Origin of the sequence: Bradyrhizobium sp. UFLA01-814 (assembly GCF_046718885.1) — a bacterium.
GTDB classification, from domain to species: Bacteria; Pseudomonadota; Alphaproteobacteria; order Rhizobiales; family Xanthobacteraceae; genus Bradyrhizobium; species Bradyrhizobium elkanii.
Map to the genome: position 1 here is coordinate 1 of NZ_JAQOSR010000039.1, position 22616 is coordinate 22616.

Here is a 22616-nt window from a genome sequence, read left to right on the forward strand (position 1 = left end):
GTTCAACCTGCTGCCGGACGTGCCGCTGGAGGTCGCGACGACGAACATCCAGCAGGCGGTCGACGAGCTGCACATGCCCGAGGGCATCCGCGGCAGCTTCGACGGGAATGCCGGCGATTTCAACAAGACCAGCGGGCGGCAGCCGCTGCTGATCCTCGGCGCGCTGGTCGCGATGTATATCGTGCTCGGCGTGCTCTATGAGAGCCTGGCGCATCCGATCACGATCATCTCGACACTGCCGTCGGCCGGCCTCGGCGCCTTGCTCGCCTTGCAGGTAACCAACACGCCGCTGACCGTGATCGCCTTCGTCGGCATCATCCTCTTGATCGGCATCGTCAAGAAGAACGGCATCATGATGGTCGACTTCGCGCTCGAGGCCGAGCGGCATCAGGGCCTGTCGTCGCGGGACGCGATCTTCGAGGCCTGCCGCGCGCGCTTCCGTCCCATCCTGATGACGACGATGGCCGCGCTGTTCGCCGGCGTTCCGCTGGTCATTGCGACCGGCCCGGGCACCGAGCTGCGCCGGCCGCTCGGCATCACCATCATCGGCGGCCTGTTCGTGTCGCAGATCCTGACGCTCTACACGACGCCGGTGATCTACCTGCTGATCGACCGGCTGCGCCAGCGCCGCGAGCCGTCTGGCGTGCACGCACCCGCGGAATAGTTTGAATTGCGCGGTTGCAAGCGTATAGCGGAGCGATGTCCGAACCGACCGAAGCAAAAACCGACGATGTCGCCGAGATGGAGGAGTGCCCGCATTGCGGCAAGCCGCTGCCGCTGTGCATCTGCGACAGCGTCACGCCGATCGAGAGCCGCATCCAGCTCCTGATCCTGATCCATCCGCAGGAGCAGGATAGGGCGCTCGGCACCGCGCGACTGTTGGCGCGGCATTTCGAGAACGCCGTGGTGCGGATCGGGCTGTCCTGGCCGAGCCTTGCCAAGGCGCTCGGCCGGCCGGTGCCCGATCCGTCGCGCTGGGCGGTGCTCTATCTTGGCTCCGCCAAGGTCGAGGATCTCGAGACCGATGCCGAGATCGTCGCGATCAACCGCAAGGGCGAGCTTGAGCCGCATCAGCGTGCCATCCTGGCCGACATCGAGGGAATCGTGCTGCTCGACGGCACCTGGAGCCAGGCCAAGGCGCTGTGGTGGCGCAATGCCTGGATGTTGAAGTGCCAGCGGGTGATTCTCGGACCGAAACGGCCCTCGCTCTACGGCAGACTACGGCGGGAACCGCGCCGCGACGGCCTGGCCACCATCGAGGCGGCCGCGATCCTGCTGGCGGGGCTGGAGAAGCGGCCGGACATTGCCGCAACGTTGTCAGGGAGTTTCGAGCGGATGCTGGCGAGGTTCCGGGAAGTGCAGGCCAAATTGCCGGAACTGGCGCCAAAACCGAAGAAGCGGGATTTCCGGAGGCGCCGGCGTTAGAGCCTAGCCCGGAACGGTGCGAAGCGGTTTTCCGAAAGGATCATGCTCAAACGAGGGGCACCTTACCTTCCGGCTCGGTTGCCTATCGGAGAGAGGCCGTATATGAAGTCCGCCGCAAGGGGCCACGTGGCGGAGTGGTTACGCAACGGTCTGCAAAACCGTGTACACCAGTTCAATTCTGGTCGTGGCCTCCACTCATCTCATCAATGGCTTGCAGCCAATCAATGAGAAGCCGCATTAGCTCGCGGCGTACCAACCTTCAGGAAATGGAATCAGCGGCCACGGCGCCTGGTTGTCATTGGCCGCGCGCGGTGGCGGCTGAATGCGGGGCGAGGGCTGAGCCACAAGATCCTCCTGAGCAATGGGCGCGATCGCCGTTCGTACGGCGTCCAGCAGCAGATCAAATTCGACTTCGCTCATCGCGCTCTCCGAGGTTCGAGAGCGCCATGGTCGCAAAACTGTCTTCGGTCCGGATTGAGCGATTCGTTCGAATTTTATGAAAAGAACGATGGCGCCCGCGTTGGTTAATAATTCGTTGGTGACCCCTTCGGGAACCTAGGTCGGCGTAGCCGCACCTCATGTGAGACAGATCACATCTTGCGAAAAACTCTGCCCGGAATTCCCGGCAATACTCATAGCCGTCAAATATCGCAGGAATTTTAGGGAGCCGTGACAATGAGGGCGTGCATCGCGGCATACTCGTTGATCGCATGCCACCTCGATCCTCGGCTCTTGCTGACATGGTTTCACCGGTGGGCAGCGTTGGGCGCTGCGGGCAGCTCCCGGACAGCGCAAATCGTCGACACCCGCTGTCTATCGCCTCTAGCCGGAGGAAATTCCCGACGTCTGCGCGCGGTTATGTCAGCCCGGTGAGGTCGTGCGGCAGCATGGACTTGAACTGCGTCAGCGCCTGCCGCGCCTTCCTCGGTGGCAGCGTGATCGCATGTCGCACGGCGGCTGCGATCAGCGTCATGGTCAGTCCCGAGAACGTGGCGACGGTGGCAGTCGGCATGTCGGGCGCAATCCGGATGACCGCATCGGACAACAGGCCGGAGAGCACGGCCATGTCGTCCGCATCGAGCTTCTGCAGGGCGCGGTCGGCTTGCGTCGCCTGCCGGATGTCGCGCATGACCGGCTCGCGCATGAACATCTCGTAGTAGCTGTCGACGATCCGGCACAGCGCCGGGTGCAGGTCGCGCGCGGTCGTCACGGTGGCCAGATCGCGTCTGACGCAATCGCGCCCGACCGCGTTATGGCGTTCGGCCAGGGTGCCGATAATCGCGGCCTTGTCCGGGAAATATTGATAGAGCGAGCCGAATGCGACGCCGCTGCGCGCGACGATGTCGCTCATGCGGAAAGCCTCGCTGCCCTTTTCCGCCATGATCTCGGTCGCGCAGGCGAGGATGCGCTCGAAGCGCTCGCGGCTGCGCTGCTGGGTCGGGGCAAGCCGCGCAAGCCCGGGCAGGGGGACTGTCGCGGATGCGGCCTTTCGTCTCGACATCTCTCTTCCCTGCGATCGGGGTTGACGGCTCTAATACGAGAGTTTATCGCATTTCACAAATACGAGTATTTCTCGTATTTGGAGGCGGAACGATGCGCCAGATCCTGACCTCGGGCTTGCTGTGGTTTTCCGCGCTCGGCTGCGGCCTGCTCGCCGGGCTCTATTTCGCGTTCTCGGCTTTCGTCATGACTGCGCTCGGCCGCATCGATCAGGCCGCCGGCATCTCGGCGATGAACGCGATCAATGTCGATATCGTCCGCTCGCCGTTCATGCCGGTGTTCCTCGGCACCACGCTGTCCTGCGCCGTGCTGGTCGTGCTCGGCGGGCTCAGATGGCAGGAGCCGGGAGCGATTGCGATGATTTGCGGCGGCGGCCTCTACGTGGTCGGCATGTTCGTCGTGACCATCGTCTTCAATGTGCCGCTGAACGATCAGCTTGCGGCCTCTGATCCTGCGGGCACGTCGGCGGCATCGGTCTGGGCGCGCTATCTGACCGACTGGACCTTCTGGAATCATGTGCGGACCATCGCCTCGCTGGCGGCGACTGCGCTGTTCATCGTTGCCATCGCCGGGCGGTAGCCAGCCCCGTTTGCGCGAGGAGCCGGGCTGTGCTGCCCGAGACCAGAATCATAGGCGCGGCCCGATCGCCGCGCTGGCGGTGTTTCCAGGCGCCCGCAGGAGCGCGGCGGGGCCGGCGGGCTGGGCATGTACCAAGCCGGGGCGATGGGTAAGCCCTTGTATCGCAGAGGCTTACCGTGCGCGCTAAAGTTTCGCCGGAGGGGCCATTTGGTTCTTTGCAAGGCCGAAAGGCTTTGTTATACGCTGCCCGCTCGCGAACAGATGTTCGCCTATTCCTCGGTAGCTCAGCGGTAGAGCATTCGACTGTTAATCGAATGGTCGCTGGTTCGAATCCAGCCCGGGGAGCCAGTTCGGTCTGGCCCCATCACACTCATCAACAATCACAAGCCCGTGGTCCGCATCGGACAGGCCGAAAACGTCGTCAAATCGACTCAATAGCCGTCGACACTCGCTCTCGCCGGGTCTTGAGAGGTGATTTTGATGGCCATTAACCTGATCGACCTGTCGATGCCGCAGCCGACGCTGGTTCCGAACGATGCCCCCGACATCAGTGACGATGAGTGCGTCCGCCGGCTCGCGAGGGCCGTCGAGGAGCATGATTCCGAGCATCTCGATGAAGTGGCCCGCCTGATCGGCCGACTCGCCGTCACGATCGAATAGCCCGCGCCTTGAAGCGCGTTTTGGGAGCGCGTTTTGCACGCCAGCGGCGTGTTGCGTTTTGGCGGAGCTTGTTCCAAAAGATGGCCCTGTTCTAGCTTCTCCAGCGGCAACGCCGCGACTTGCAGGGTCTCCGCCAATGACCGGTTCTTCGACCGCGCGCCAGTATATGGTCGATGGTCAGGTGCGTCCGAGCGACGTGACCGATGATCGTATTCTCGATGCCATGCTGACCGTGCCGCGCGAGGTCTTCGTGCCGGCCAGCAAGCAGGCGCTGGCCTATCTCGACCTCGACCTCGATGTAGCCGAGGGCGGTGCGACGAGGCGCTGCCTGATCACGCCGGCGCTGCTCGCCCGGATGCTCCAGGCCGCCGAGATCAAGGCCACCGACCGGGTCCTGGTGGTCGGCTGCGCGACCGGCTACGCCGCCGCTATCGTGGCGCGCTTTGCCGCAGACGTCAGCGCGACCGAAAGCGATCCGGCGCTTGCCGCAAAGGCGGCCACAGCCTTCGCCCAGCTCGGGGTCCAGAATATCACCGTCAAAACGGCTGCCGCCGCCGACGGCGACGCCGCCGGCGCCCCGTTTGACGTCATTCTCCTCAATGGTGCCACGGAAATCGTCCCGACCGGGCTGTTCGGCCAGCTCAAGGAGGGGGGCCGGCTGGTCGGGGTGTTCAGTCTGTTGCCGCCGCCGCGCGCCACCCTGGTGACGCACTCGCACGGGGATTTCGGCCATCGCGAGCTGTTCGACGCCTCGGCCCCCGTTTTGCCCGGATTCGAGCGGCTTCCCGCCTTCGTCTTCTGACGCTATCGCGGCGCACCGGCTGATAAAATCCCGTTCCGAATCAGAAGTGTGGCCCGTTTGCCCCATGTGAAGAGTTTCGACCGTGTTCCGTTGCGGGGTAGTTCCGTTGGCCCTAGCTGCGGACTAAGGTGAGGCGGGACTCACTTCGACTGAAGCGACCGCCGGACTGATTTGCGTGTGGAGACGGCGACTACAATGATTGGATTTCCGGGGATGCGTGGGGTGAAGGTTGTCACCGCGGCTGCGACTGCCGTCCTTCTGTTGGCGGAGATGGGCCCTGTGCCCGCACTCGCCGATACAATCGAGGCCGCTTTGGTGCGGTCCTACCAGAACAATCCCCAGCTGAACGCGCAACGCGCGCAGGTGCGGTCAACTGACGAGAACGTTCCGCAGGCACTGTCGGGCTACCGCCCGAAAGTCGCACTGACGGCAAGCGCGGGGTACCAATACACCGATACGCTGACGACACAGGGTGGCGACTCGAACAATCTTGTCCGCACCGGAATCCATGGCGCCAACGCGCCGCGCAGCGCAGGCCTCACGGTCAACCAGTCGCTGTTCAACGCGCAGACCGCGCCCAGGGTGCGCGCGGCGGAAAGCCAGGTCTCGGCGGCCCGCGAGGGCCTGCGTGTGCTCGAGCAAACCGTGATCCTGAGCGCGGCCACGATCTACATGGACTTTCTCCGCGACTCCGCCATCGTCGAAGTTCAACGCAGCAATACGCGCGTGCTGGAACAGACGCTGAAGCAGACTCAGGACCGTTTCAATGTCGGCGAAGTGACGCGGACCGACGTCGCGCAATCCGAAGCGCAGCTTGCGGCTGGCAAAACCCAGCAGCTCACCGCCGAATCGAACCTGACGACGACGCGATCGAATTTCCGCCGCATCATCGGCAACGAGCCGCAGAATCTCGCGCCGGGCTCGCCGGTTGATCGCTTCCTGCCAACGACGCTTGCGTCCGCCGTCGAACTCAGCCTGACCCAGAATCCGAACGTCACCTCGGCGATGTACGGCGTCGACGTCAACTTCCTGCAGGTCAAGGTCAGCGAAGGTGCGCTGTTCCCGTCGGTCAATCTGCAAACGTCCGTGCAGCAGCAATACGAGCAGACCATGATCAGCCAGCGCGCATTCAGCGCGGGAACGGCGGTCCAGCTGTCGGTGCCGCTCTACCAGGGCGGTGCGGAATACTCGCTGATCCGCCAGTCCAAGGAATCGCTGGCGCAGCAGCGCCTTGTGCTCGAACAGACCCGCGATCAGGCGCGCGCCAACGTCGTCACCGCATGGGGCCAGCTGGTCGCCGGCAAGTCGCAGGTGGCGTCGGCACAGGCGCAGGTGACCGCGTCGGAGATCGCCCTGAACGGCGTGCGCGAAGAGGCCAAGGCCGGTCAGCGCACCACGCTCGACGTGCTCAACGCGCAGCAGGCGCTCGTCAACGCGCGCAACGCGCTGGTCACCGCGCAGCACGACCGCGTCGTCGCGTCCTATAACGTGCTGAGCGCAGTTGGCCGCCTGTCGCCGCAGGTGATGGGCCTTTCGACCAACGTCTACGATCCGAGCGTGCATTACCAGCAGGTTCGTGACAACTGGGCCGGCGTCCGCACGCCCGACGGCCGCTAAACACCTTCGCATCATCATCGCTTGTCGCGTCATGTTTGTGGTTCTGAGTTAATCAGGACCACAAACAGGCGCGTTTGCTTGCATTCGATAATTGGGCTGACATACCGTTTTGTCGGGCAGCAAGGCGATTCGCGGCGCGCCGGCGTAGCGTGATGACAGGTGCGACGCCACCTGTGATCACGCTGCATTGGGCGACACGAAGCTTGCACAAAGCCTCGGGCGGGCTTGATCTGGGGACAAGTCGGGCGGGAGCAATGAAAATCTCCGCCCGCATCATCGGAACCGGCGAATCCTCTCGGGCTTGATGTAAAATCGTTTCGATGTGGAGTCGGAGATGACGCAACCTGCGAAGGTCCAAGAGCCCTCGATGGAGGAGATCCTGGCGTCGATCCGTCGCATCATTGCCGACGACGAGGCGAAGCCGGCCGCGGCCGAGAAGCCTGCGGCCGCCGCTGCGGCTCCGCCGCCGAAGGTCGAGCCAGCACCAGCAGCCAAGCCCGCGATCAAGAGCCCGCCGCCCGCAGCGCCACCGGCCGCGAAGGCCGCCGCGCCCGCGCCGAAATCACCGCCGCCTGCGCCAGCACCGGCGGCCAGCAACAGTCAGGACGACATCGACTCGCTGCTCGCCAGCCTCGACGAGGCGACGCCCGCAGCCGAGATCAGGCCGTCGCCGCAGCCCGCAGCCCAGCCCGAAGCCGACGTGTTCGAACTCACCGACGAGATGGCGCTGCCGGATCCGGCGACCGCGCCGTCGTTCCGCAAGGTCGAGCCGCAGGACGACCTCGAGTTCACGGAAGCGCGGAGCCGGGCGCCGGAACCGGCCAGGGAGCCGCCGGCGATCGAGAGCGCGCCCATGCAGCAGATCATCTCGGGAACCACGATGCGGGCCGTCGAGTCGGCCTTCAACTCGCTGGCCAACACCGTGCTGAGCAACAATGCGCGGACGCTTGAGGATCTGGTCAAGGAGATGCTGCGGCCGATGCTGAAGTCCTGGCTGGACGACAATCTGCCCGGGCTGGTCGAGCGGATCGTCAAGGCCGAGATCGAGCGGGTATCCCGCGGGCGCTAGCTCCGCGCGGGCGCTAGCTCCGCCGCGGGCGCGAGGCTGGCTCCCGCCGTCGGGTCTGGCAGCCCTCATTCAGCTTCCCAAATGCCCTAAACGCCGATTTGACGTGCCGGTCCGGTTGACTTGGTGCGCTCCGGCGGCTTTCTAGCCCTTTCCATGGTCCACAGCGCATTGTCATGATCGAGAAAAACTACCAGCCCGCCGATATCGAGCACCGCATGGCCCGGATCTGGGAGGAGAGCGGTGCGTTCAAGGCCGGCCGGCCTGAACGCAAGGACGCCGCGCCTTTCACCATCGTGATCCCGCCGCCGAACGTGACCGGCTCGCTGCACATGGGACACGCGCTCAACAACACGCTGCAGGACATCCTGTGCCGTTTCGAGCGGATGCGCGGCCGCGACGTGCTGTGGCAGCCCGGCACCGATCACGCCGGCATCGCCACCCAGATGGTGGTCGAGCGTCAGCTGATGGAACGGCAGGAGCCGGGCCGGCGCGACATGGGCCGCGCCAAATTCCTCGAGCGGGTCTGGCAGTGGAAGGCCGAGAGCGGCGGCACCATCGTCAACCAGCTCAAGCGTCTCGGCGCCTCCTGCGACTGGTCGCGCGAGCGCTTCACCATGGACGAGGGCCTGTCGCGCGCCGTCGTCAAGGTGTTCGTCGAGCTGCACCGCGATGGCTTGATCTACAAGGACAAGCGCCTGGTCAATTGGGACCCGAAGCTGCTCACCGCGATCTCCGATCTCGAAGTGCAGCAGGTCGAGGTCAGGGGCCATCTCTGGTACCTGCGCTACCCGATCGAGGGCCGCAGCTTCAGCCCCGACGATCCCAAGTCGTTCATCGTGGTCGCGACGACGCGCCCCGAAACCATGCTCGGTGACACCGGGGTCGCGGTGCATCCGGACGACGAGCGTTACACCGATCTGGTCGGCCACCACGTCATCCTGCCGCTGGTCGGCCGCAGGATTCCGATCGTCGCCGACGACTATTCCGATCCGGAGAAGGGCTCGGGCGCGGTCAAGGTGACGCCGGCGCACGACTTCAACGACTTCGAGATCGGTAAGCGCCATGGCCTGCCGCAGATCAGCGTGCTCGATCAGGAAGGCAGCCTCAGCCTGGTGGGCAACGAGGACTATCTTCGCGGCCTGCCGATGGGTGCCGCCGAGTTCGCCGCCGAGTTCGACAAGATCGAGCGCTTCGCGGCGCGCAAGAAGATCGTCGCAAGGCTGGAGGAGTTCGGCTTCCTCGAGCGGATCGAGCCCAACACCCACATGGTGCCGCATGGCGACCGCTCCGGCGTCGTGATCGAGCCGTATCTCACCGACCAGTGGTATGTCGACGCCAAGACGCTGGCGCAGCCGGCGATCGCGGCGGTGCGCTCGGGCGAAACCACGTTCGTGCCGAAGAATTGGGAAAAGACCTATTTCGAGTGGATGGAGAACATCCAGCCCTGGTGCATCTCGCGCCAGCTCTGGTGGGGCCATCAGATCCCGGCGTGGTACGGACCCGACGGCAAGGTGTTCGTCGCCGAGACCGAGGAAGAAGCAGTCGGCCACGCGCTCGGCTATTACGTCGAGCAGGAAGTCATCACGCCGGAGCAGGGCCACGAGATGGCGGTCGACCCCGCCAAGCGCGAGGGCTTCATCACGCGTGACGAGGACGTGCTCGACACCTGGTTCTCGTCGGCGCTGTGGCCGTTCTCGACGCTGGGCTGGCCGGACGACACCCCGGAGGTCGCGCGCTACTACCCGACCAACACGCTGGTTACCGGCTTCGACATCATCTTCTTCTGGGTCGCCCGCATGATGATGATGGGGCTCCATTTCATGAAGGAGGCGCCGTTCTCGACCGTCTACATCCACCGCCTCGTCCGCGACGAGAAGGGCGCCAAGATGTCGAAGTCGAAGGGCAACGTCATCGACCCGCTCGGCGTGATCGACGAATACGGCGCCGACGCGCTGCGCTTCGCGCTGACCCGCGAGGCGGCGCAAGGCCATGACATCCGCCTGTCGCCGCATCTGGTCGAGACCAACCGCAATTTCGCGACCAAGTTCTGGAACGCCTGCCGCTTCGCCGAGATGAACGAGTGCGTCAAGCCGGACGGTTTCGACCCGAAGGGCGCAAAGGAGACGTTGAACCGCTGGATCGCGCACGAAACCTCGCGCGTCACCCGCGAGGTCACCGAGACGATCGAGGATCATCGCTTCAACGATGCCGCGGGCGCGATCTACCGCTTCGTCTGGAACGTGTTCTGCGACTGGTATCTTGAGCTCGCGAAACCCGTGCTGATGGGCGAGGAGGGCGCGGCCAAGGCCGAGACCCGTGCCATGATCGCCTGGACCCGCGACGAGATCCTCAAGCTGCTGCATCCGTTCATGCCCTTCATCACCGAGGAGCTGTGGGCGGTGACCGCAAAGCGCGACGGCCTGTTGGTGCTGGCGTCCTGGCCGCGCAAGTCGGGCGTGACCGGCGAGCAGCTGGCCGCGATCGCAACCGCCGGTCCGGTGGTCGATCCGATCATTCCGCCGGTCATTGCCGCGCTCGACGCCGACGAGTTCAGCGATCCCGCGGCCGAGGCCGAGATCGGCTGGGTGGTCGATCTCGTCACCGCGATGCGGTCGGTGAAGGCGGAAATGAACATCCCGCCGTCGACGCTGACGCCGCTGGTGATCGCCGGCGCCTCCGCCGAGACGCTGGACCGCGCGCAGCGCTGGAACGACACCATCAAGCGGCTCGCGCGATTGTCGGATATCTCGTTCGCCGATCACCCGCCGGAAGGCGCGGTGCAGCTCCTTGTCCGCGGCGAGGCGGTCGCGCTGCCGCTGAAGGGCGTGATCGATCTCGCGGCTGAACGCACGCGGCTGGAGAAGGAGCTCGGCAAGGCCGACGCCGACATCAAGCGGGTCGATGCCAAGCTCGCCAATGAGAAGTTCGTCGCCAACGCGCCGGAAGAGCTCGTCGAGGAAGAGAAGGAAAAGCGCACGGCAGCAACGGAGCGCCGCGCCAAGATCCTCGAGGCGATCGAGCGGTTGAAGAAGGCGTCATAGCTGATAACGCCGTGGCGCTCAAAACCGCTTGCTGAGGAATTTCGATCCCTTCAGCCCGTAGCGCCAGGGCAGGTCGACGGCCTTGGTGATGCCGATCCGCACCCCGGTGATGATGTCGGGTGCTTCGGTCCGCGCATGGAGCGCGATCGGGGCGCGGTCGAGCGGCAATTCGCTGTGCGCGATGGTGATGCCGAGCGCCTCGCAGAGCTTGCCGGGCCCCGAGCATAGCGCGCGCGTGTCCTCCAGCCCGCGCCGCCGGCGCATCGCCGCGACCCCGTGGGTCGGCTCGAGCGCGCGGATCAGCACGGCGCTGGCGGAGCCCGCTTGCTCGCAGACGAAATTGACGCACCAATGGATGCCGTAGGAGCGGTAGACGTAGGAGAAGCCGGGCGGGCCGAACATCACCTGGTTGCGCGGGGTCGGCCCGCGGTAGGAATGCGCCGCCGGATCGGTGTGATGATAGGCCTCGACCTCGGTGATGATGCCGCCGGCGCCGCCGACCAGGAAGGTGGCGCCGATCAGGTCGGGGGCGACCTCGTGGACGCTGCGATCGAAGAAGGAGCGTTTCAGCGGCTTGCCGAGGCGCGGCGCGGTCGCGCTGGTGGATCGGGGTTTTTGAGGCATTTTGAGGTGGGAATCGGCATGGAACGGATCGCAAGACTGCCAATATATTGGCTGACCTGCTAGGGTCGCAGGGCGGGTTGCGAGCCGCGTCAACACCGATTAGCTAAACCCTTGGTTCGGAGCATGATCTCCAGCGCAAACCCGTTCCGGGTTTGTCGCGGGAAAACCGGTCTCCACTTTTCCGGATCATGCTCCCGCGACTTGCAGGCACAAATGGTCACCATCGTCGACACCATCTCCACCGCTCAGCTCCGTCCGCGGCACCCCGAAAAGGTGAACCGGCCGGATGCCGTGTCGCCGCCGAAGCCGGACTGGATCCGCGTCCGCGCGCCGAACACGCGCGGCTATGCGGATACGCGCCGGATCGTGAAGGAGAATGGCCTCGTCACGGTGTGCGAGGAGGCCGGCTGTCCCAACATCGGTGAGTGCTGGGACAAGAAGCACGCCACCTTCATGATCATGGGCGACACCTGCACGCGCGCCTGCGCGTTCTGCAACGTCAAGACCGGCATGCCCGGCGCGCTCGAGGCGAGCGAGCCGGAATACGTCGCGGAGGCAACCGCCAAGCTCGGGCTCAGTCATGTCGTGGTCACCTCGGTCGACCGCGACGATCTCGCCGACGGCGGCGCCGAGCATTTTGCAGAGACGATCCGCGCCATCCGCGCGCGCTGCCCGACCACCACGATCGAGATCCTGACACCGGACTTCCTGCGCAAGGACGGCGCGCTGGAGCGCGTGGTCGCGGCCAAGCCCGACGTCTTCAACCACAATCTGGAAACCGTGCCGTCGCGCTATCTGACGGTCCGTCCCGGCGCCCGCTATTTCCATTCGATCCGGCTGCTGCAGCGGGTCAAGGAAATGGACCCGACCATCTTTACCAAGTCCGGCATCATGGTCGGCCTCGGCGAGGAGCGGCACGAAGTGCTGCAGGTGATGGACGACCTGCGCTCGGCCGAAGTCGATTTCCTGACCATCGGCCAGTATTTGCAGCCGACCCGCAAGCATCACGCCGTGATGCGCTACGTGACGCCGGACGAGTTCGCAGGCTACGAGCGCGTCGCCTATACCAAGGGCTTTTTGATGGTGTCGGCTAGCCCGTTGACGCGCTCGTCGCATCACGCCGGCGAGGATTTCGCCAAACTGCAGGCGGCGCGCACGGCCCGCGGCCGCTAGATTTTTGTAAAACGGCGGTAACCGGCGTCGTCACGCGCCGTTGCTTGATCGGGCCTTGACCGAACCTTGATCGAATCTTGGACTGGACCAATGCAGCGCGTTCTGGTGATGGGATCGTCGGGATCCGGCAAGTCGACCTTTGCGCGGCGGCTGTCCGCGATGACAGGGATTCCGACCGTGTCGATCGATGCGCTGTTCTGGAAGCCGGGCTGGGTCGAGTCGGGCAGGGACGAATTCGAGCGCCGCATGACCGCAGCAGCCCGCGAGCCGCGCTGGATCATGGATGGGAACTACATGAGGCATGGTGCAGGGCAATTGCGCCGGGAGCTCTCCGACACGATCATCTGGTTCGACCTGCCGCGGTCGACCTGCATGCTCGGTATCTTCAGGCGGATAGCCGAGAGCTATGGCCAGGTCCGCCCGGAGATGGCGGAAGGCTGCCCCGAGAAGATCGATCTCGAATTCTTCCGCTACGTCTGGACCTATCGCCAGCAGCAGCGGCCGAAGCTGATCGAGTATTTTGCCGGCTTGCGGTCCGATCAATCGCTGGTCTGCTTCACCGATCGGGCGCAGGCGGATGAATATCTGACGCGCCTCGCACTCGGGCAAAACCGTGCGAGTATCCACTGATGCCACGATTCTCAAGCAAGCGGCGGGTCCGCCACACCGCACCTCAAATGTTCGATCTGGTCGCCGACGTCGAGCGCTATCCCGAATTCGTGCCGCTATGCCAGTCGCTCAAGATCCGCCAGCGCACGCCCAAGGATGACGGCACCGAGGTCGTGGTGGCGGACATGACGGTGTCCTTCAAGCTGGTGCGGGAAACCTTCACCAGCAGGGTGACGCTCGACCGGCCCAATCTGAAGATCCTGGTCGAATACCTGCGCGGCCCGTTCAGCAATCTGGAGAATCGCTGGAGTTTTGAGCCGAAGTCAGAAGCCGAATGCGACGTCGGCTTCTTCCTGAACTACGAATTCAAGAGCCGGATGCTGGCGATGCTGATGGGCTCGATGTTCGACGCCGCGTTTTCACGCTTTGCCGCGGCGTTCGAGAAGCGCGCGGATCAGGTCTACGGCAAGCCTCAGCTGTCGACGTAGCGAAGCCGTCTCGTCTACATCTCTGGAACGCAAATGCCCGGCACGAGGCCGGGCACGACGGATGATGCAGGAGACCGTTCGCCGACTTACGGGCAGGATCGCCGCACGCCGCCGGAGGCGATGTAGGTGCCCGAAGCGGGGTCGTAGGTACGGAAACGCTGGGAGCAATAGGCGTCGTTGTTGGCCTTGGCCTGGCTCGCCGCAATCGCGCCGCCGATGATCGCGCCGGCCGCCAGCCCGCCGATGATCGCCGCGCCGTTACTACCACGATCGCGATAGTAACCACCGCGGTAGCCGTATCCGCCGCGATAGCCGTAACGCGGACCACCGTGCCAATGACGATACTGCACATGATCGACGGAGGTAGGCTGGTCCTGCAATCGCACGGGAGCAAGTGGCGTGGCGGACGAAGGCGCAACAGTCGACAGCGTCATGGCGCCAGCGCTGATGGCGGCCACGAGCAAAGTTCCCAACTTCATCATTTTCTCCTTGTTGTGGGATTTTGCTGTTGGACGAACAATCGAAACAGCAGAGTTGGAACAACATAAAGCGGCGAAGCCGCGTCAGAGTTCCATTTTAGGTAGGCGTCACTGGGCCGCAGTTGACACAAGTCAGTGTAGGGCGGGCCGTGACGCGACCCGACTTCGAGTCGGGCCTATCCGCGCGGCGGCCGGCGGCGTTTCGCGGCGTGGCTCCGAGGCGAGCGGGCCACCCTTGGCCGCAACCGGCTGGCGGCCTCGCGACGCGGCTTGGCGGCCTGCGGCGGGCGCGCAAGCTCCATCAGCATGCGCAAGGCTTCGACCACGGAGCGCTGCCGCACCGTACTGCGGCCGATTGCGCCAAATCGCTGCTCGCGATGAATGATGCGGCCGTCGCGCGCCGCGACGGCGAAATGCACCAGGCCGACCGGCTTGCCCGGCGTCGCACCGCCGGGGCCCGCGATGCCGGTGATCGAGACCGCAAGGTCGACGCCGGCCTTTTCCAGCGCGCCGATCGCCATCGCGGTCGCGGTCTCCTTGCTCACCGCGCCGAACGTTTCCAGCGTGGCCGCCTTGACGCCGAGCATCATCCGCTTGGCCTCGTTCGAGTAGGTGACGAAGCCGCGGTCGATCACGTCGGACGAGCCGGGGATGTCGGTGAGCGCACCCGCGACCAGGCCGCCGGTGCAGGATTCGGCGGTCGCGATGGTCAGCTTGCGCATCCGGCACAGGTCGAGCAGCGAGCGGGAGAGGGCACGAGCGTCGCTGCCGCCCATGTCAGGCACTCCGGCCTTTGTCGTCCCAACCTGTATCATCCCACGGCAGGCGGACCGTGGCGCTCGCGGTCGCCGCGATGCCTTCCTCGCGGCCGGTGAAGCCGAGCCGCTCGCTGGTGGTGGCCTTGACCGCCACGCGCGAGATGTGGACGCCGGAGATCTCCGCGATCTTCGCCCGCATGGTATCGCGCAACGGTCCGATCTTCGGCCGCTCGCAGATCAGCGTCACTTCGAGATTGGCGATCCGTCCGCCACGCGCGGTGACGCGCTCGACCGCGTATTTCAGAAACTGGTCGGACGAGGCGCCTTTCCACTTGGCGTCGCTCGGCGGGAAATGCGAGCCGATATCGCCGTCGGCCAGCGCGCCGAGGATCGCGTCGACCAGCGCATGCAGCCCGACGTCGCCGTCGGAATGGGCCAGGAATCCTTTCGTGTGCGGCACGCGCACGCCGCAGATCATGACATGGTCACCGTCGCCAAAGGCGTGCACGTCGTAGCCGGTGCCGGTTCTGACGTCGCCGAGTTGGCTTGCGAGCCGCGCTTCCTCGCGCACGAAGTCCTCGGGTGTGGTGAGTTTCATGTTGGCAGCATCACCTTCAAACGTCGCAACCGTCAATCCCGCCCACTCGGCAAGCGCCGCATCGTCGGTGAAATCGGAGCGGCCCTCGCGCGCAGCACGACGATGCGCCTCCAATATTACGTCGAAACGGAAAGCCTGCGGTGTCTGCGCGATCCGCAGGCGCGCGCGCTCCGGCGTCGCCTCGACGTCGCCGGCGTCGCCGGTGAGCTTGATCGTGTCGGTGACGGGAATCACGGGGATCGCAGCTCCGGTCCGGCCGGCCGCGGCGATCGCGCGCGAGATCACGGCTGCGGTGACGAAGGGGCGCGCGGCATCGTGGATCAGCACGATGTCCGGCTTCTCGCTTGCAAGCGCCTCGAGCCCGGCATGGACCGAGGCCTGCCGGGTCGCGCCGCCCGGCGTCGGAGGCCGATGGCGGAGGCCTGCAACCGCTTCATCGAAAAGCGCGGTGTCGTCAGGATTGACCACAGGCTGCACCGCAAACACGTCCGGGTGTGCGGAGAACGCCTCCATGGCGCGGTAGATCACCGTCTGTCCGCCGATCGTCCGGTATTGCTTCGGCCCGCCTGCGCCGGCGCGCAGTCCACGGCCGGCTGCGACAAGAATGGCTGCGGTACGCTCAGGCTTCGGCATTTTGAACCAGTGACAGACGAATCGGGGATGAGGGGGACGGCTGATATCGCCGCGCACAGCCCTTAGCATGACCGCTGCGCAAAAACAGAGCGTTTGCCGATGACTGTGGGAAAAGCAGATTTTGTTGCAGTGCACTTGTACTGATGATAGGAATGTCTAAACCGTAGGCATGAGCCTTGACTGCACAAGAATTGTGCGCAGAATAGACGACGTCAGCTGCAATGGCGTGGCTGACAGAACGACGAGACGGTTGTGACCGGCGTGCAAAGTACTCCTCGTAACCCATTGAAGATCGGCGATATTGCTGTCGCCAACCGGGTTCTCCTCGCGCCCATGTCCGGCATTACCGATGCGCCCTTCCGGCGACTCGCTGCCACTTTGGGCGCCGGCTTGGTGGTCTCCGAGATGACCGCCAGCAACGATCTGGTGAATGGCAAGCCGATGTCGAAGCTGCGTTGCGAGGCAGCCGGGGTCGGGCCGCATGTGGTCCAGCTGGCGGGCTGCGAGACCCACTGGATGGCGGAGGGCGCGCGGATCGCCGAAGGCGCCGGCGCCGACGTCATCGACATCAACATGGGCTGTCCGGCCCGCCACGTGACCGGCGGCCAGTCCGGCTCCGCCCTGATGCGCGACCTCGACCACGCGATCACGCTGATCGAGGCGACGCTGTCGGCGGTCAAGGTGCCGGTCACGCTGAAGATGCGGCTCGGCTGGGATGACCGCTCGCTGAATGCGCCGGAACTGGCGCGCCGCGCCGAGGCTGCCGGCGTGCAGATGATCACCGTACATGGCCGGACCCGCTGCCAGTTCTACAAGGGCGAGGCGAACTGGAACGCCGTGCGCGCCGTCAAGGACGCCGTCACCGTCCCGGTCGTGGTCAACGGCGACATCACCTCGTTCGACAAGGCTGTCAGCGCGCTCGAGATGTCGGGTGCCGATGCCGTGATGATCGGCCGCGGTGCGCAGGGGCAGCCCTGGCTGCCGGGACAGATCGGCCGCCGCCTGGAAACCGGGATCGCCGAAGCGGCGCCGTCGCTCGCCGAGCAGCTCAAGCACATTCGCGCGCTCTATGACGAGGTTTGCAGCCACTATGGCCTGCGCATCGGGCTCAAGCATGCGCGCAAGCATCTCGGCTGGGCGCTGGAGGCTGCTGCGGCCTATAGCTGCGCACCGGCCGCGACATTGAAGGCCTGGCGGCAGGCGATCCTGACCGCGGAAGAGCCGTCCAGCGTGCATCGCTCGCTCGCCGATGCCTACGACGATTTTGCCTGGAGTGCTGCCGCATGACGTCAGCCATGGAATTCCGCCGGCCGGTGCCGACTGACGGGGAGGCCATCCTCAATGCGCTGCCCAATCCGGTGCTGCTGGTCGCACCCGACGGGCGGATCGTCGACGCCAATATCGCAGCCGAATCCTTCTTCGAGATCTCGACCCAGTTCCTGCGCCGGCAGTCGCTGAAGGAGCTGGTGCCGTTTGGCAGCCCGCTGCTGGCGCTGATCGAGCAGGTGCGGACGAGCGGCTCGCCGGTCAACGAATACAAGGTCGATCTCGGCACGCCGCGGATCGGCGGCGATCGCCAGGTCGATCTGCACGTCGCGCCGCTGACCGAGCGGCCCGGGCATATCGTGGTGATGCTGCAGGAGCGCACCATCGCCGACAAGATGGATCGGCAGCTCACCCATCGCAGCGCGGCGCGCTCGGTGATCGCGCTGGCGGCGATGCTCGCCCACGAGATCAAGAATCCGCTGTCGGGCATCCGCGGCGCGGCGCAGCTCTTGGAGCAGCAGGCGTCCTCCGAGGACCGGCTGCTGACGCGGTTGATCTGCGACGAGGCGGACCGCATCGTGACGCTGGTCGACCGCATGGAAGTGTTCGGCGACGACCGGCCGGTGGCGCGCGGCCCGGTCAACATCCATTCGGTGCTCGATCATGTGAAGCGCCTGGCGCAGTCCGGCTTTGCCCGCAATGTCCGCTTCATCGAGGATTACGATCCGTCGCTGCCGCCGGTGCTGGCCAACCAGGACCAGCTGATCCAGGTGTTCCTCAACCTCGTGAAGAACGCGGCCGAGGCGGTCGCCGATCTCGGCACCGATGCCGAGATCCAGCTCACCACGGCGTTCCGGCCGGGGGTGCGGCTGTCGGTGCCCGGCAAGAAATCGCGGGTCTCACTGCCGCTGGAATTCTGCGTCAAGGACAACGGCTCGGGCGTGCCGGAAGACCTGCTGCCGAACCTGTTCGACCCCTTCGTCACCACCAAGCAGACCGGCAGCGGGCTCGGCCTCGCGCTGGTCGCCAAGATCGTCGGCGATCACGGCGGCATCATCGAATGCGAGTCGCAGCCGCGCAAAACCACCTTCCGCGTGCTGATGCCGATGTACAGCGCCGCCAAGCAACACGACCAAAGCAACCGCGATGACGTTCCGGGTACGTCCTCGCCTGCCTCTCAGGATGCACGATGAGGAACACCAATGCCTGCAGGTAGCATACTTGTCGCTGACGACGACACCGCCATCCGGACCGTCCTGAACCAGGCGCTTTCGCGCGCCGGCTATGAGGTGCGCCTGACCGGCAACGCCGCAACGCTGTGGCGTTGGGTCAGCCAGGGCGAGGGCGATCTCGTCATCACCGACGTGGTGATGCCGGATGAGAACGCGTTCGATCTCTTGCCGCGGATCAAGAAGATGCGGCCGAATTTGCCGGTCATCGTGATGAGCGCGCAGAACACCTTCATGACCGCGATCCGCGCCTCCGAGCGCGGCGCCTACGAATACCTGCCGAAGCCGTTCGACCTGAAGGAGCTGATCACCATCGTCGGCCGCGCGCTGGCCGAGCCGAAGGAGCGGGTCTCCAGTCCCGCCGACGACGGCGAATTCGACTCGATCCCCCTGGTCGGCCGCTCGCCGGCGATGCAGGAAATCTACCGCGTGCTGGCGCGGCTGATGCAGACCGACCTCACCGTGATGATTTCGGGCGAGTCAGGCACCGGCAAGGAGCTGGTCGCGCGCGCGCTGCACGACTATGGGCGGCGACGCAACGGCCCGTTCGTCGCGGTCAACATGGCGGCGATCCCGCGCGACCTGATCGAGTCGGAGCTGTTCGGCCATGAGCGCGGCGCATTCACCGGCGCCAACACCCGCGCCTCCGGCCGCTTCGAGCAGGCCGAGGGTGGCACGCTGTTCCTCGACGAGATCGGCGACATGCCGATGGAGGCGCAGACCCGTCTGCTCCGCGTGCTGCAGCAGGGCGAATACACCACGGTCGGCGGCCGCACCCCGATCAAGACCGACGTGCGCATCGTAGCCGCCTCCAACAAGGACCTGCGCATCCTGATCCAGCAGGGCCTGTTCCGCGAAGACCTGTTCTTCCGCCTCAACGTGGTGCCGCTGCGGCTGCCGCCGCTGCGCGAGCGCATCGAGGATCTGCCCGATCTGATCCGGCATTTCTTCTCGCTCGCCGAGAAGGACGGCCTGCCGCCGAAGAAGCTCGACGCCCAGGCGCTGGAGCGGCTCAAGCAACACCGCTGGCCGGGCAACGTCCGCGAGCTGGAAAACCTCGCCCGGCGGCTCGCCGCGCTCTATCCGCAGGACGTCATCACCGCTTCGGTCATCGACGGCGAGCTGGCGCCGCCCGCGGTCACCTCGGGCAGCACGGCGACCGTCGGCGTCGACAATCTCGGCGGCGCGGTCGAGGCCTATCTGTCCTCGCACTTCTCCGGCTTCCCGAACGGCGTGCCGCCGCCGGGCCTCTACCACCGCATCCTCAAGGAGATAGAGATCCCGCTTCTGACCGCCGCGCTGGCGGCGACCCGCGGCAACCAGATCCGGGCCGCCGACCTGCTCGGATTGAACCGCAATACGCTGCGCAAGAAGATCCGCGACCTCGACATCCAGGTTTACCGGAGCGGCGGGTAGAGGTTGACGGGGCCGGCACGGGCCCCATCAGCGTTATTGAGTAGTCACAAATGGTTTTGGGGACACGGCGCCGCACCGTGGTTTGCGCCGCGGAAATGTCGCAATTCGGCAACATTGTGATATGATTGCATCAGTTCGCAATTCCCGCGGGCGATCGCTCTCAGCTCAATTGCCGGTATGACCAGCGCAGAGACCACCGCTTCAACATTACACGCCTCACCGGCCGAGCCCAATGCAGAGGCGCGGGGCTTCCCGCTGCGGCGCTGGCTGGCGCCGTTCGCCGTGGCCATCGCGCTGCTGTCCGCCTTCCTGACCTTCGTGGTGCTGACCGGGCTGACCCCGATCGAGCCCACGTCCGAGGTGGTCCGCTCCTTCCTGATGATCAACGCCGGCACCATCCTGCTGCTGGTCGGCATCATCGTCCGGGAAGTCTGGCAGATGGTGCAGGCGAGGCGGCGCGGCCGGGCCGCGGCGCGGCTGCATGTCCAGATCGTCGGCCTGTTCTCGGTGATCGCGGTGCTGCCCGCCGTGCTGGTGTCGATCGTGGCCAATGTCACCATCGAGCGCGGCCTCGACCGGCTGTTCTCCGGCCCGACCAAGCAGGTGATCCAGAATTCGCTGACCATTGCCAGCGCCTACATGCAGGAGCACGCCCAGCTCATCAACGGCGACACGCTGGCGATGGCCAATGACCTCGCCCATGCGCGGCCGCTCTACGACCAGGATCGTATGACATTCCTGCAGCTGATGACGGCCGGCGCCGAGTCGCGCAATTTGCCGGTCGCGGTGCTGATGGACAAGGACGGCAAGATCGTCGCCAGCGCCGAAACCGGCGTTCGCCTGAACTACGAGGCGCCGCCGCCCGACATCCTCAAGGACATCAACGAGACCGAGCCGAAGATCTCGGTCTTCCCGGAGAACTACGTCGCCTCCGTGGTCCGCCTGCGGGCCTATGACGACATGTTCCTGTATGTGGCGCGGCTGCTCGATCCGGCGGTGGTTGCCCAGCTCAAGCAGACCCAGACCAGCGCGGCCGAATATGCCCAGCTCGAGACCCGCAGGCTCGGCATCCAGGTCGCGTTCGCGCTGATGTTCGCGGTGATCGCGCTGACCATCCTGATGGCCTCGGTGCTGATCGGGCTGAACTTCGCCAATGGGTTGGTGTCGCCGATCCGCCAGCTGATGGGCGCGGCGAGCGAGGTCTCGACCGGCAATCTCAATGTCCAGGTGCCCGTCAACAAGTCGGAAAGCGACCTCGCGCTGCTCGGCGAAATCTTCAACAAGATGACGCAGGAGCTGCGCACCCAGCGCAACGAGCTGGTCGATGCCAGCGAAACCATCGACAGCCGCCGCCGCTTCATCGAGGCGGTGCTGTCGTCGGCCTCTGCCGGCATCATCGGGGTCGACGCCTCAGGCACCATCGGCGTCCTCAACCGCTCGGCGGAAAAGCTGATCGGCCACGCGGAGTCGGAGACGCTCGGCCATCCGCTCTCGGACGTGCTGCCCGAGCTCGACGAGATGATGAAGACCGCGCGCGAGGGAACCCAGCGCCTGGTGCAGGGGCAGGTCACGATCCTGCGCGACGGCCATGAGCGCAATCTGTCGGTCCGCGTCTCGGCCGAGCAGACCAGCCAGTCGCGCGACAGCTACATCATCACGCTCGACGACATCACCGAACTGGTGTCGGCGCAGCGCACCTCGGCCTGGGGTGACGTCGCCCGCCGCATCGCCCACGAGATCAAGAATCCGCTGACCCCGATCCAGCTCTCCGCCGAGCGCATCCGCCGCAAGTTCGGCAAGACCATCACCGAGGAGAAGGACAAGTCGATCTTCGAGCAGTGCACCGATACCATCGTGCGCCAGGTCGACGATATCAGGCGGATGGTCGACGAGTTCTCGCGCTTTGCGCGGATGCCGAAGCCCGTGATGGAAGGCGAGGACGTTGCCGACGTGGTCCGCCAGGCGGTGTTCCTGATGAAGGTCGCCCATCCCGATCTCGACATCGAGGCCGACATCAAGCAGTCGCCGCTGCCCGCGCAGTTCGACCGCCGGCTGATCTCGCAGGCGCTGACCAACATCATCAAGAACGCCACCGAGGCGATCGAGCAGGTCCCGCGTGAGGAGCTCGGCAAGGGCCGCATCGACGTCGTGGCGCAGCGCGAGAACGACGACATCCTGATCGACGTGGTCGACAACGGCATCGGCCTGCCCAAGGTCGCCCGTGCGCGCCTGCTCGAGCCCTATGTCACGACGAGGGCGAAGGGCACCGGCCTCGGCCTGGCGATCGTCGGCCGCGTTCTGGAGGACCATGGCGGCCGCATCGAGCTCAAGGATGCCTCCGATTTCCGCGACGGCCAGCGCGGCGCCTGGATGCGGCTGCGCTTTGCCGTCACGGGCCAGGCGGCCAAGCCGGAGAGCAAGTCCGAAGGCAAGGACCAAAAACCGGACGTCAAACCGGACAAGACCGAACCGGACAGTGAAAAAAAATCCGCCGGAGGAGCCGACCAACAGCCCGGCACAGGCGACCAACAATGAACCAAAAAACCAAGAACCGACCCAAGAACCAATCCAAGATCCCGCTGATCAAGGGCCAAATAATCAAGAGCCAAATGCGCAAAAGCCAAAATTCAAAGCCGCGACGAGCGACTGA

General features: G+C 65.3%; 20 protein-coding genes, 2 tRNA genes and 1 pseudogene. 17 read left to right on the plus strand and 6 right to left on the minus strand.

What is annotated here, in order from left to right; all coding sequences use genetic code 11:
- The 3 genes from PMN64_RS14240 to PMN64_RS14250 all read left to right on the plus strand — a co-directional run.
- Nucleotides 1-664, plus strand: a 664-nt coding sequence (locus PMN64_RS14240) for an efflux RND transporter permease subunit (protein ID WP_411781124.1), incomplete at its 5' end; no start/stop codon positions are given.
- 35 nt (nt 665-699) lie between these two features.
- On the plus strand, nt 700-1425 hold the full coding sequence (locus tag PMN64_RS14245) for a tRNA-uridine aminocarboxypropyltransferase (RefSeq protein ID WP_411781125.1): 726 nt from the start codon (nt 700-702) through the stop codon (nt 1423-1425).
- A gap of 120 nt (nt 1426-1545) precedes the next feature.
- Nucleotides 1546-1619: transfer RNA gene (locus tag PMN64_RS14250), tRNA-Cys, on the plus strand.
- Between the two features lie 43 nt (nt 1620-1662).
- Here the strand turns inward: PMN64_RS14250 and PMN64_RS14255 are convergent.
- Together PMN64_RS14255 and PMN64_RS14260 are read right to left on the minus strand one after the other, a co-directional pair.
- Nucleotides 1663-1845, minus strand: coding sequence for a hypothetical protein (locus PMN64_RS14255; protein WP_016842103.1), 183 nt, complete (start codon nt 1843-1845; stop codon nt 1663-1665).
- A gap of 436 nt (nt 1846-2281) precedes the next feature.
- On the minus strand, nt 2282-2926 hold the full coding sequence (locus tag PMN64_RS14260; RefSeq protein WP_411781126.1) for a TetR family transcriptional regulator: 645 nt from the start codon (nt 2924-2926) through the stop codon (nt 2282-2284).
- Nucleotides 2927-3018: 92 nt separating this feature from the next.
- Between PMN64_RS14260 and PMN64_RS14265 the strand changes: the two genes are divergently transcribed.
- The 7 genes from PMN64_RS14265 (at nt 3019) to PMN64_RS14295 (ending at nt 10693) form a co-directional block, all read left to right on the plus strand.
- The gene (locus PMN64_RS14265) at nt 3019-3504 is read left to right on the plus strand and encodes a DUF1772 domain-containing protein (RefSeq protein ID WP_028339770.1); all 486 of its coding nucleotides are present in this window, start codon (nt 3019-3021) and stop codon (nt 3502-3504) included.
- A gap of 273 nt (nt 3505-3777) precedes the next feature.
- A tRNA-Asn gene (locus PMN64_RS14270) sits at nt 3778-3852 on the plus strand.
- Between the two features lie 132 nt (nt 3853-3984).
- Nucleotides 3985-4164: a hypothetical protein gene (locus PMN64_RS14275; protein WP_016842100.1), complete on the plus strand. Its 180-nt coding sequence runs from the start codon at nt 3985-3987 to the stop codon at nt 4162-4164.
- Between the two features lie 136 nt (nt 4165-4300).
- A complete protein-coding gene (locus tag PMN64_RS14280; RefSeq protein ID WP_411781127.1) occupies nt 4301-4966 on the plus strand; it encodes a protein-L-isoaspartate O-methyltransferase family protein in 666 nt (221 codons plus the stop codon).
- 213 nt (nt 4967-5179) lie between these two features.
- Nucleotides 5180-6583, plus strand: a complete 1404-nt coding sequence (locus PMN64_RS14285) for a TolC family outer membrane protein (protein ID WP_411781128.1) — start codon at nt 5180-5182, stop codon at nt 6581-6583.
- A gap of 334 nt (nt 6584-6917) precedes the next feature.
- Nucleotides 6918-7652 (plus strand): DUF2497 domain-containing protein, encoded by a 735-nt coding sequence (locus PMN64_RS14290; protein WP_411781129.1) that lies wholly within the window; start codon nt 6918-6920, stop codon nt 7650-7652.
- A 173-nt stretch (nt 7653-7825) separates the two neighbouring features.
- On the plus strand, nt 7826-10693 hold the full coding sequence (locus PMN64_RS14295) for a valine--tRNA ligase (RefSeq protein WP_411781130.1): 2868 nt from the start codon (nt 7826-7828) through the stop codon (nt 10691-10693).
- A gap of 18 nt (nt 10694-10711) precedes the next feature.
- On the opposite strand, the gene PMN64_RS14300 is transcribed toward PMN64_RS14295, so the two are convergent.
- Nucleotides 10712-11317 carry a DNA-3-methyladenine glycosylase gene (locus tag PMN64_RS14300; RefSeq protein ID WP_411781131.1) on the minus strand — a complete coding sequence of 202 codons (606 nt, stop codon included), beginning with the start codon at nt 11315-11317 and terminating at the stop codon, nt 10712-10714.
- A gap of 213 nt (nt 11318-11530) precedes the next feature.
- On the opposite strand from PMN64_RS14300, the gene lipA reads away from it, so the two are divergent.
- The 3 genes from lipA (at nt 11531) to PMN64_RS14315 (ending at nt 13587) form a co-directional block, all read left to right on the plus strand.
- Nucleotides 11531-12490: a lipoyl synthase gene (gene lipA / locus PMN64_RS14305; protein ID WP_028339776.1), complete on the plus strand. Its 960-nt coding sequence runs from the start codon at nt 11531-11533 to the stop codon at nt 12488-12490.
- Between the two features lie 90 nt (nt 12491-12580).
- Entirely contained in the window at nt 12581-13120 is a 540-nt protein-coding gene (locus PMN64_RS14310) for a DNA topology modulation protein (RefSeq protein WP_304495436.1), read from the plus strand.
- Complete coding sequence (locus PMN64_RS14315) at nt 13120-13587, plus strand: type II toxin-antitoxin system RatA family toxin (RefSeq protein WP_028339778.1); 468 nt, start codon at nt 13120-13122, stop codon at nt 13585-13587. Before PMN64_RS14310 ends, PMN64_RS14315 begins: the two co-directional genes overlap by 1 nt.
- An 86-nt stretch (nt 13588-13673) precedes the next feature.
- Here PMN64_RS14315 and PMN64_RS14320 read toward each other — a convergent pair whose 3' ends face one another.
- The 3 genes from PMN64_RS14320 to PMN64_RS14330 form a co-directional block, all read right to left on the minus strand.
- Nucleotides 13674-14069, minus strand: a complete 396-nt coding sequence (locus PMN64_RS14320; protein WP_304495435.1) for a BA14K family protein — start codon at nt 14067-14069, stop codon at nt 13674-13676.
- Between the two features lie 173 nt (nt 14070-14242).
- Nucleotides 14243-14842: a CinA family protein gene (locus PMN64_RS14325; RefSeq protein WP_304495434.1), complete on the minus strand. Its 600-nt coding sequence runs from the start codon at nt 14840-14842 to the stop codon at nt 14243-14245.
- 1 nt (nt 14843) lies between these two features.
- Nucleotides 14844-16055 (minus strand): bifunctional 2-C-methyl-D-erythritol 4-phosphate cytidylyltransferase/2-C-methyl-D-erythritol 2,4-cyclodiphosphate synthase, encoded by a 1212-nt coding sequence (locus PMN64_RS14330; RefSeq protein ID WP_411781132.1) that lies wholly within the window; start codon nt 16053-16055, stop codon nt 14844-14846.
- Nucleotides 16056-16388: 333 nt separating this feature from the next.
- On the opposite strand from PMN64_RS14330, the gene dusB reads away from it, so the two are divergent.
- From dusB to PMN64_RS14350, 4 genes and pseudogenes are all read left to right on the plus strand, one after another.
- Entirely contained in the window at nt 16389-17342 is a 954-nt protein-coding gene (dusB, locus tag PMN64_RS14335) for a tRNA dihydrouridine synthase DusB (protein ID WP_411781133.1), read from the plus strand.
- Entirely contained in the window at nt 17339-18514 is a 1176-nt protein-coding gene (locus tag PMN64_RS14340; RefSeq protein ID WP_411781134.1) for a two-component system sensor histidine kinase NtrB, read from the plus strand. The genes dusB and PMN64_RS14340 overlap by 4 nt, the downstream gene beginning before the upstream one ends.
- 9 nt (nt 18515-18523) lie before the next feature.
- On the plus strand, nt 18524-19966 hold the full coding sequence (ntrC, locus tag PMN64_RS14345) for a nitrogen regulation protein NR(I) (protein ID WP_021079341.1): 1443 nt from the start codon (nt 18524-18526) through the stop codon (nt 19964-19966).
- 177 nt (nt 19967-20143) lie between these two features.
- A pseudogene (locus PMN64_RS14350) lies at nt 20144-22616 on the plus strand (ATP-binding protein).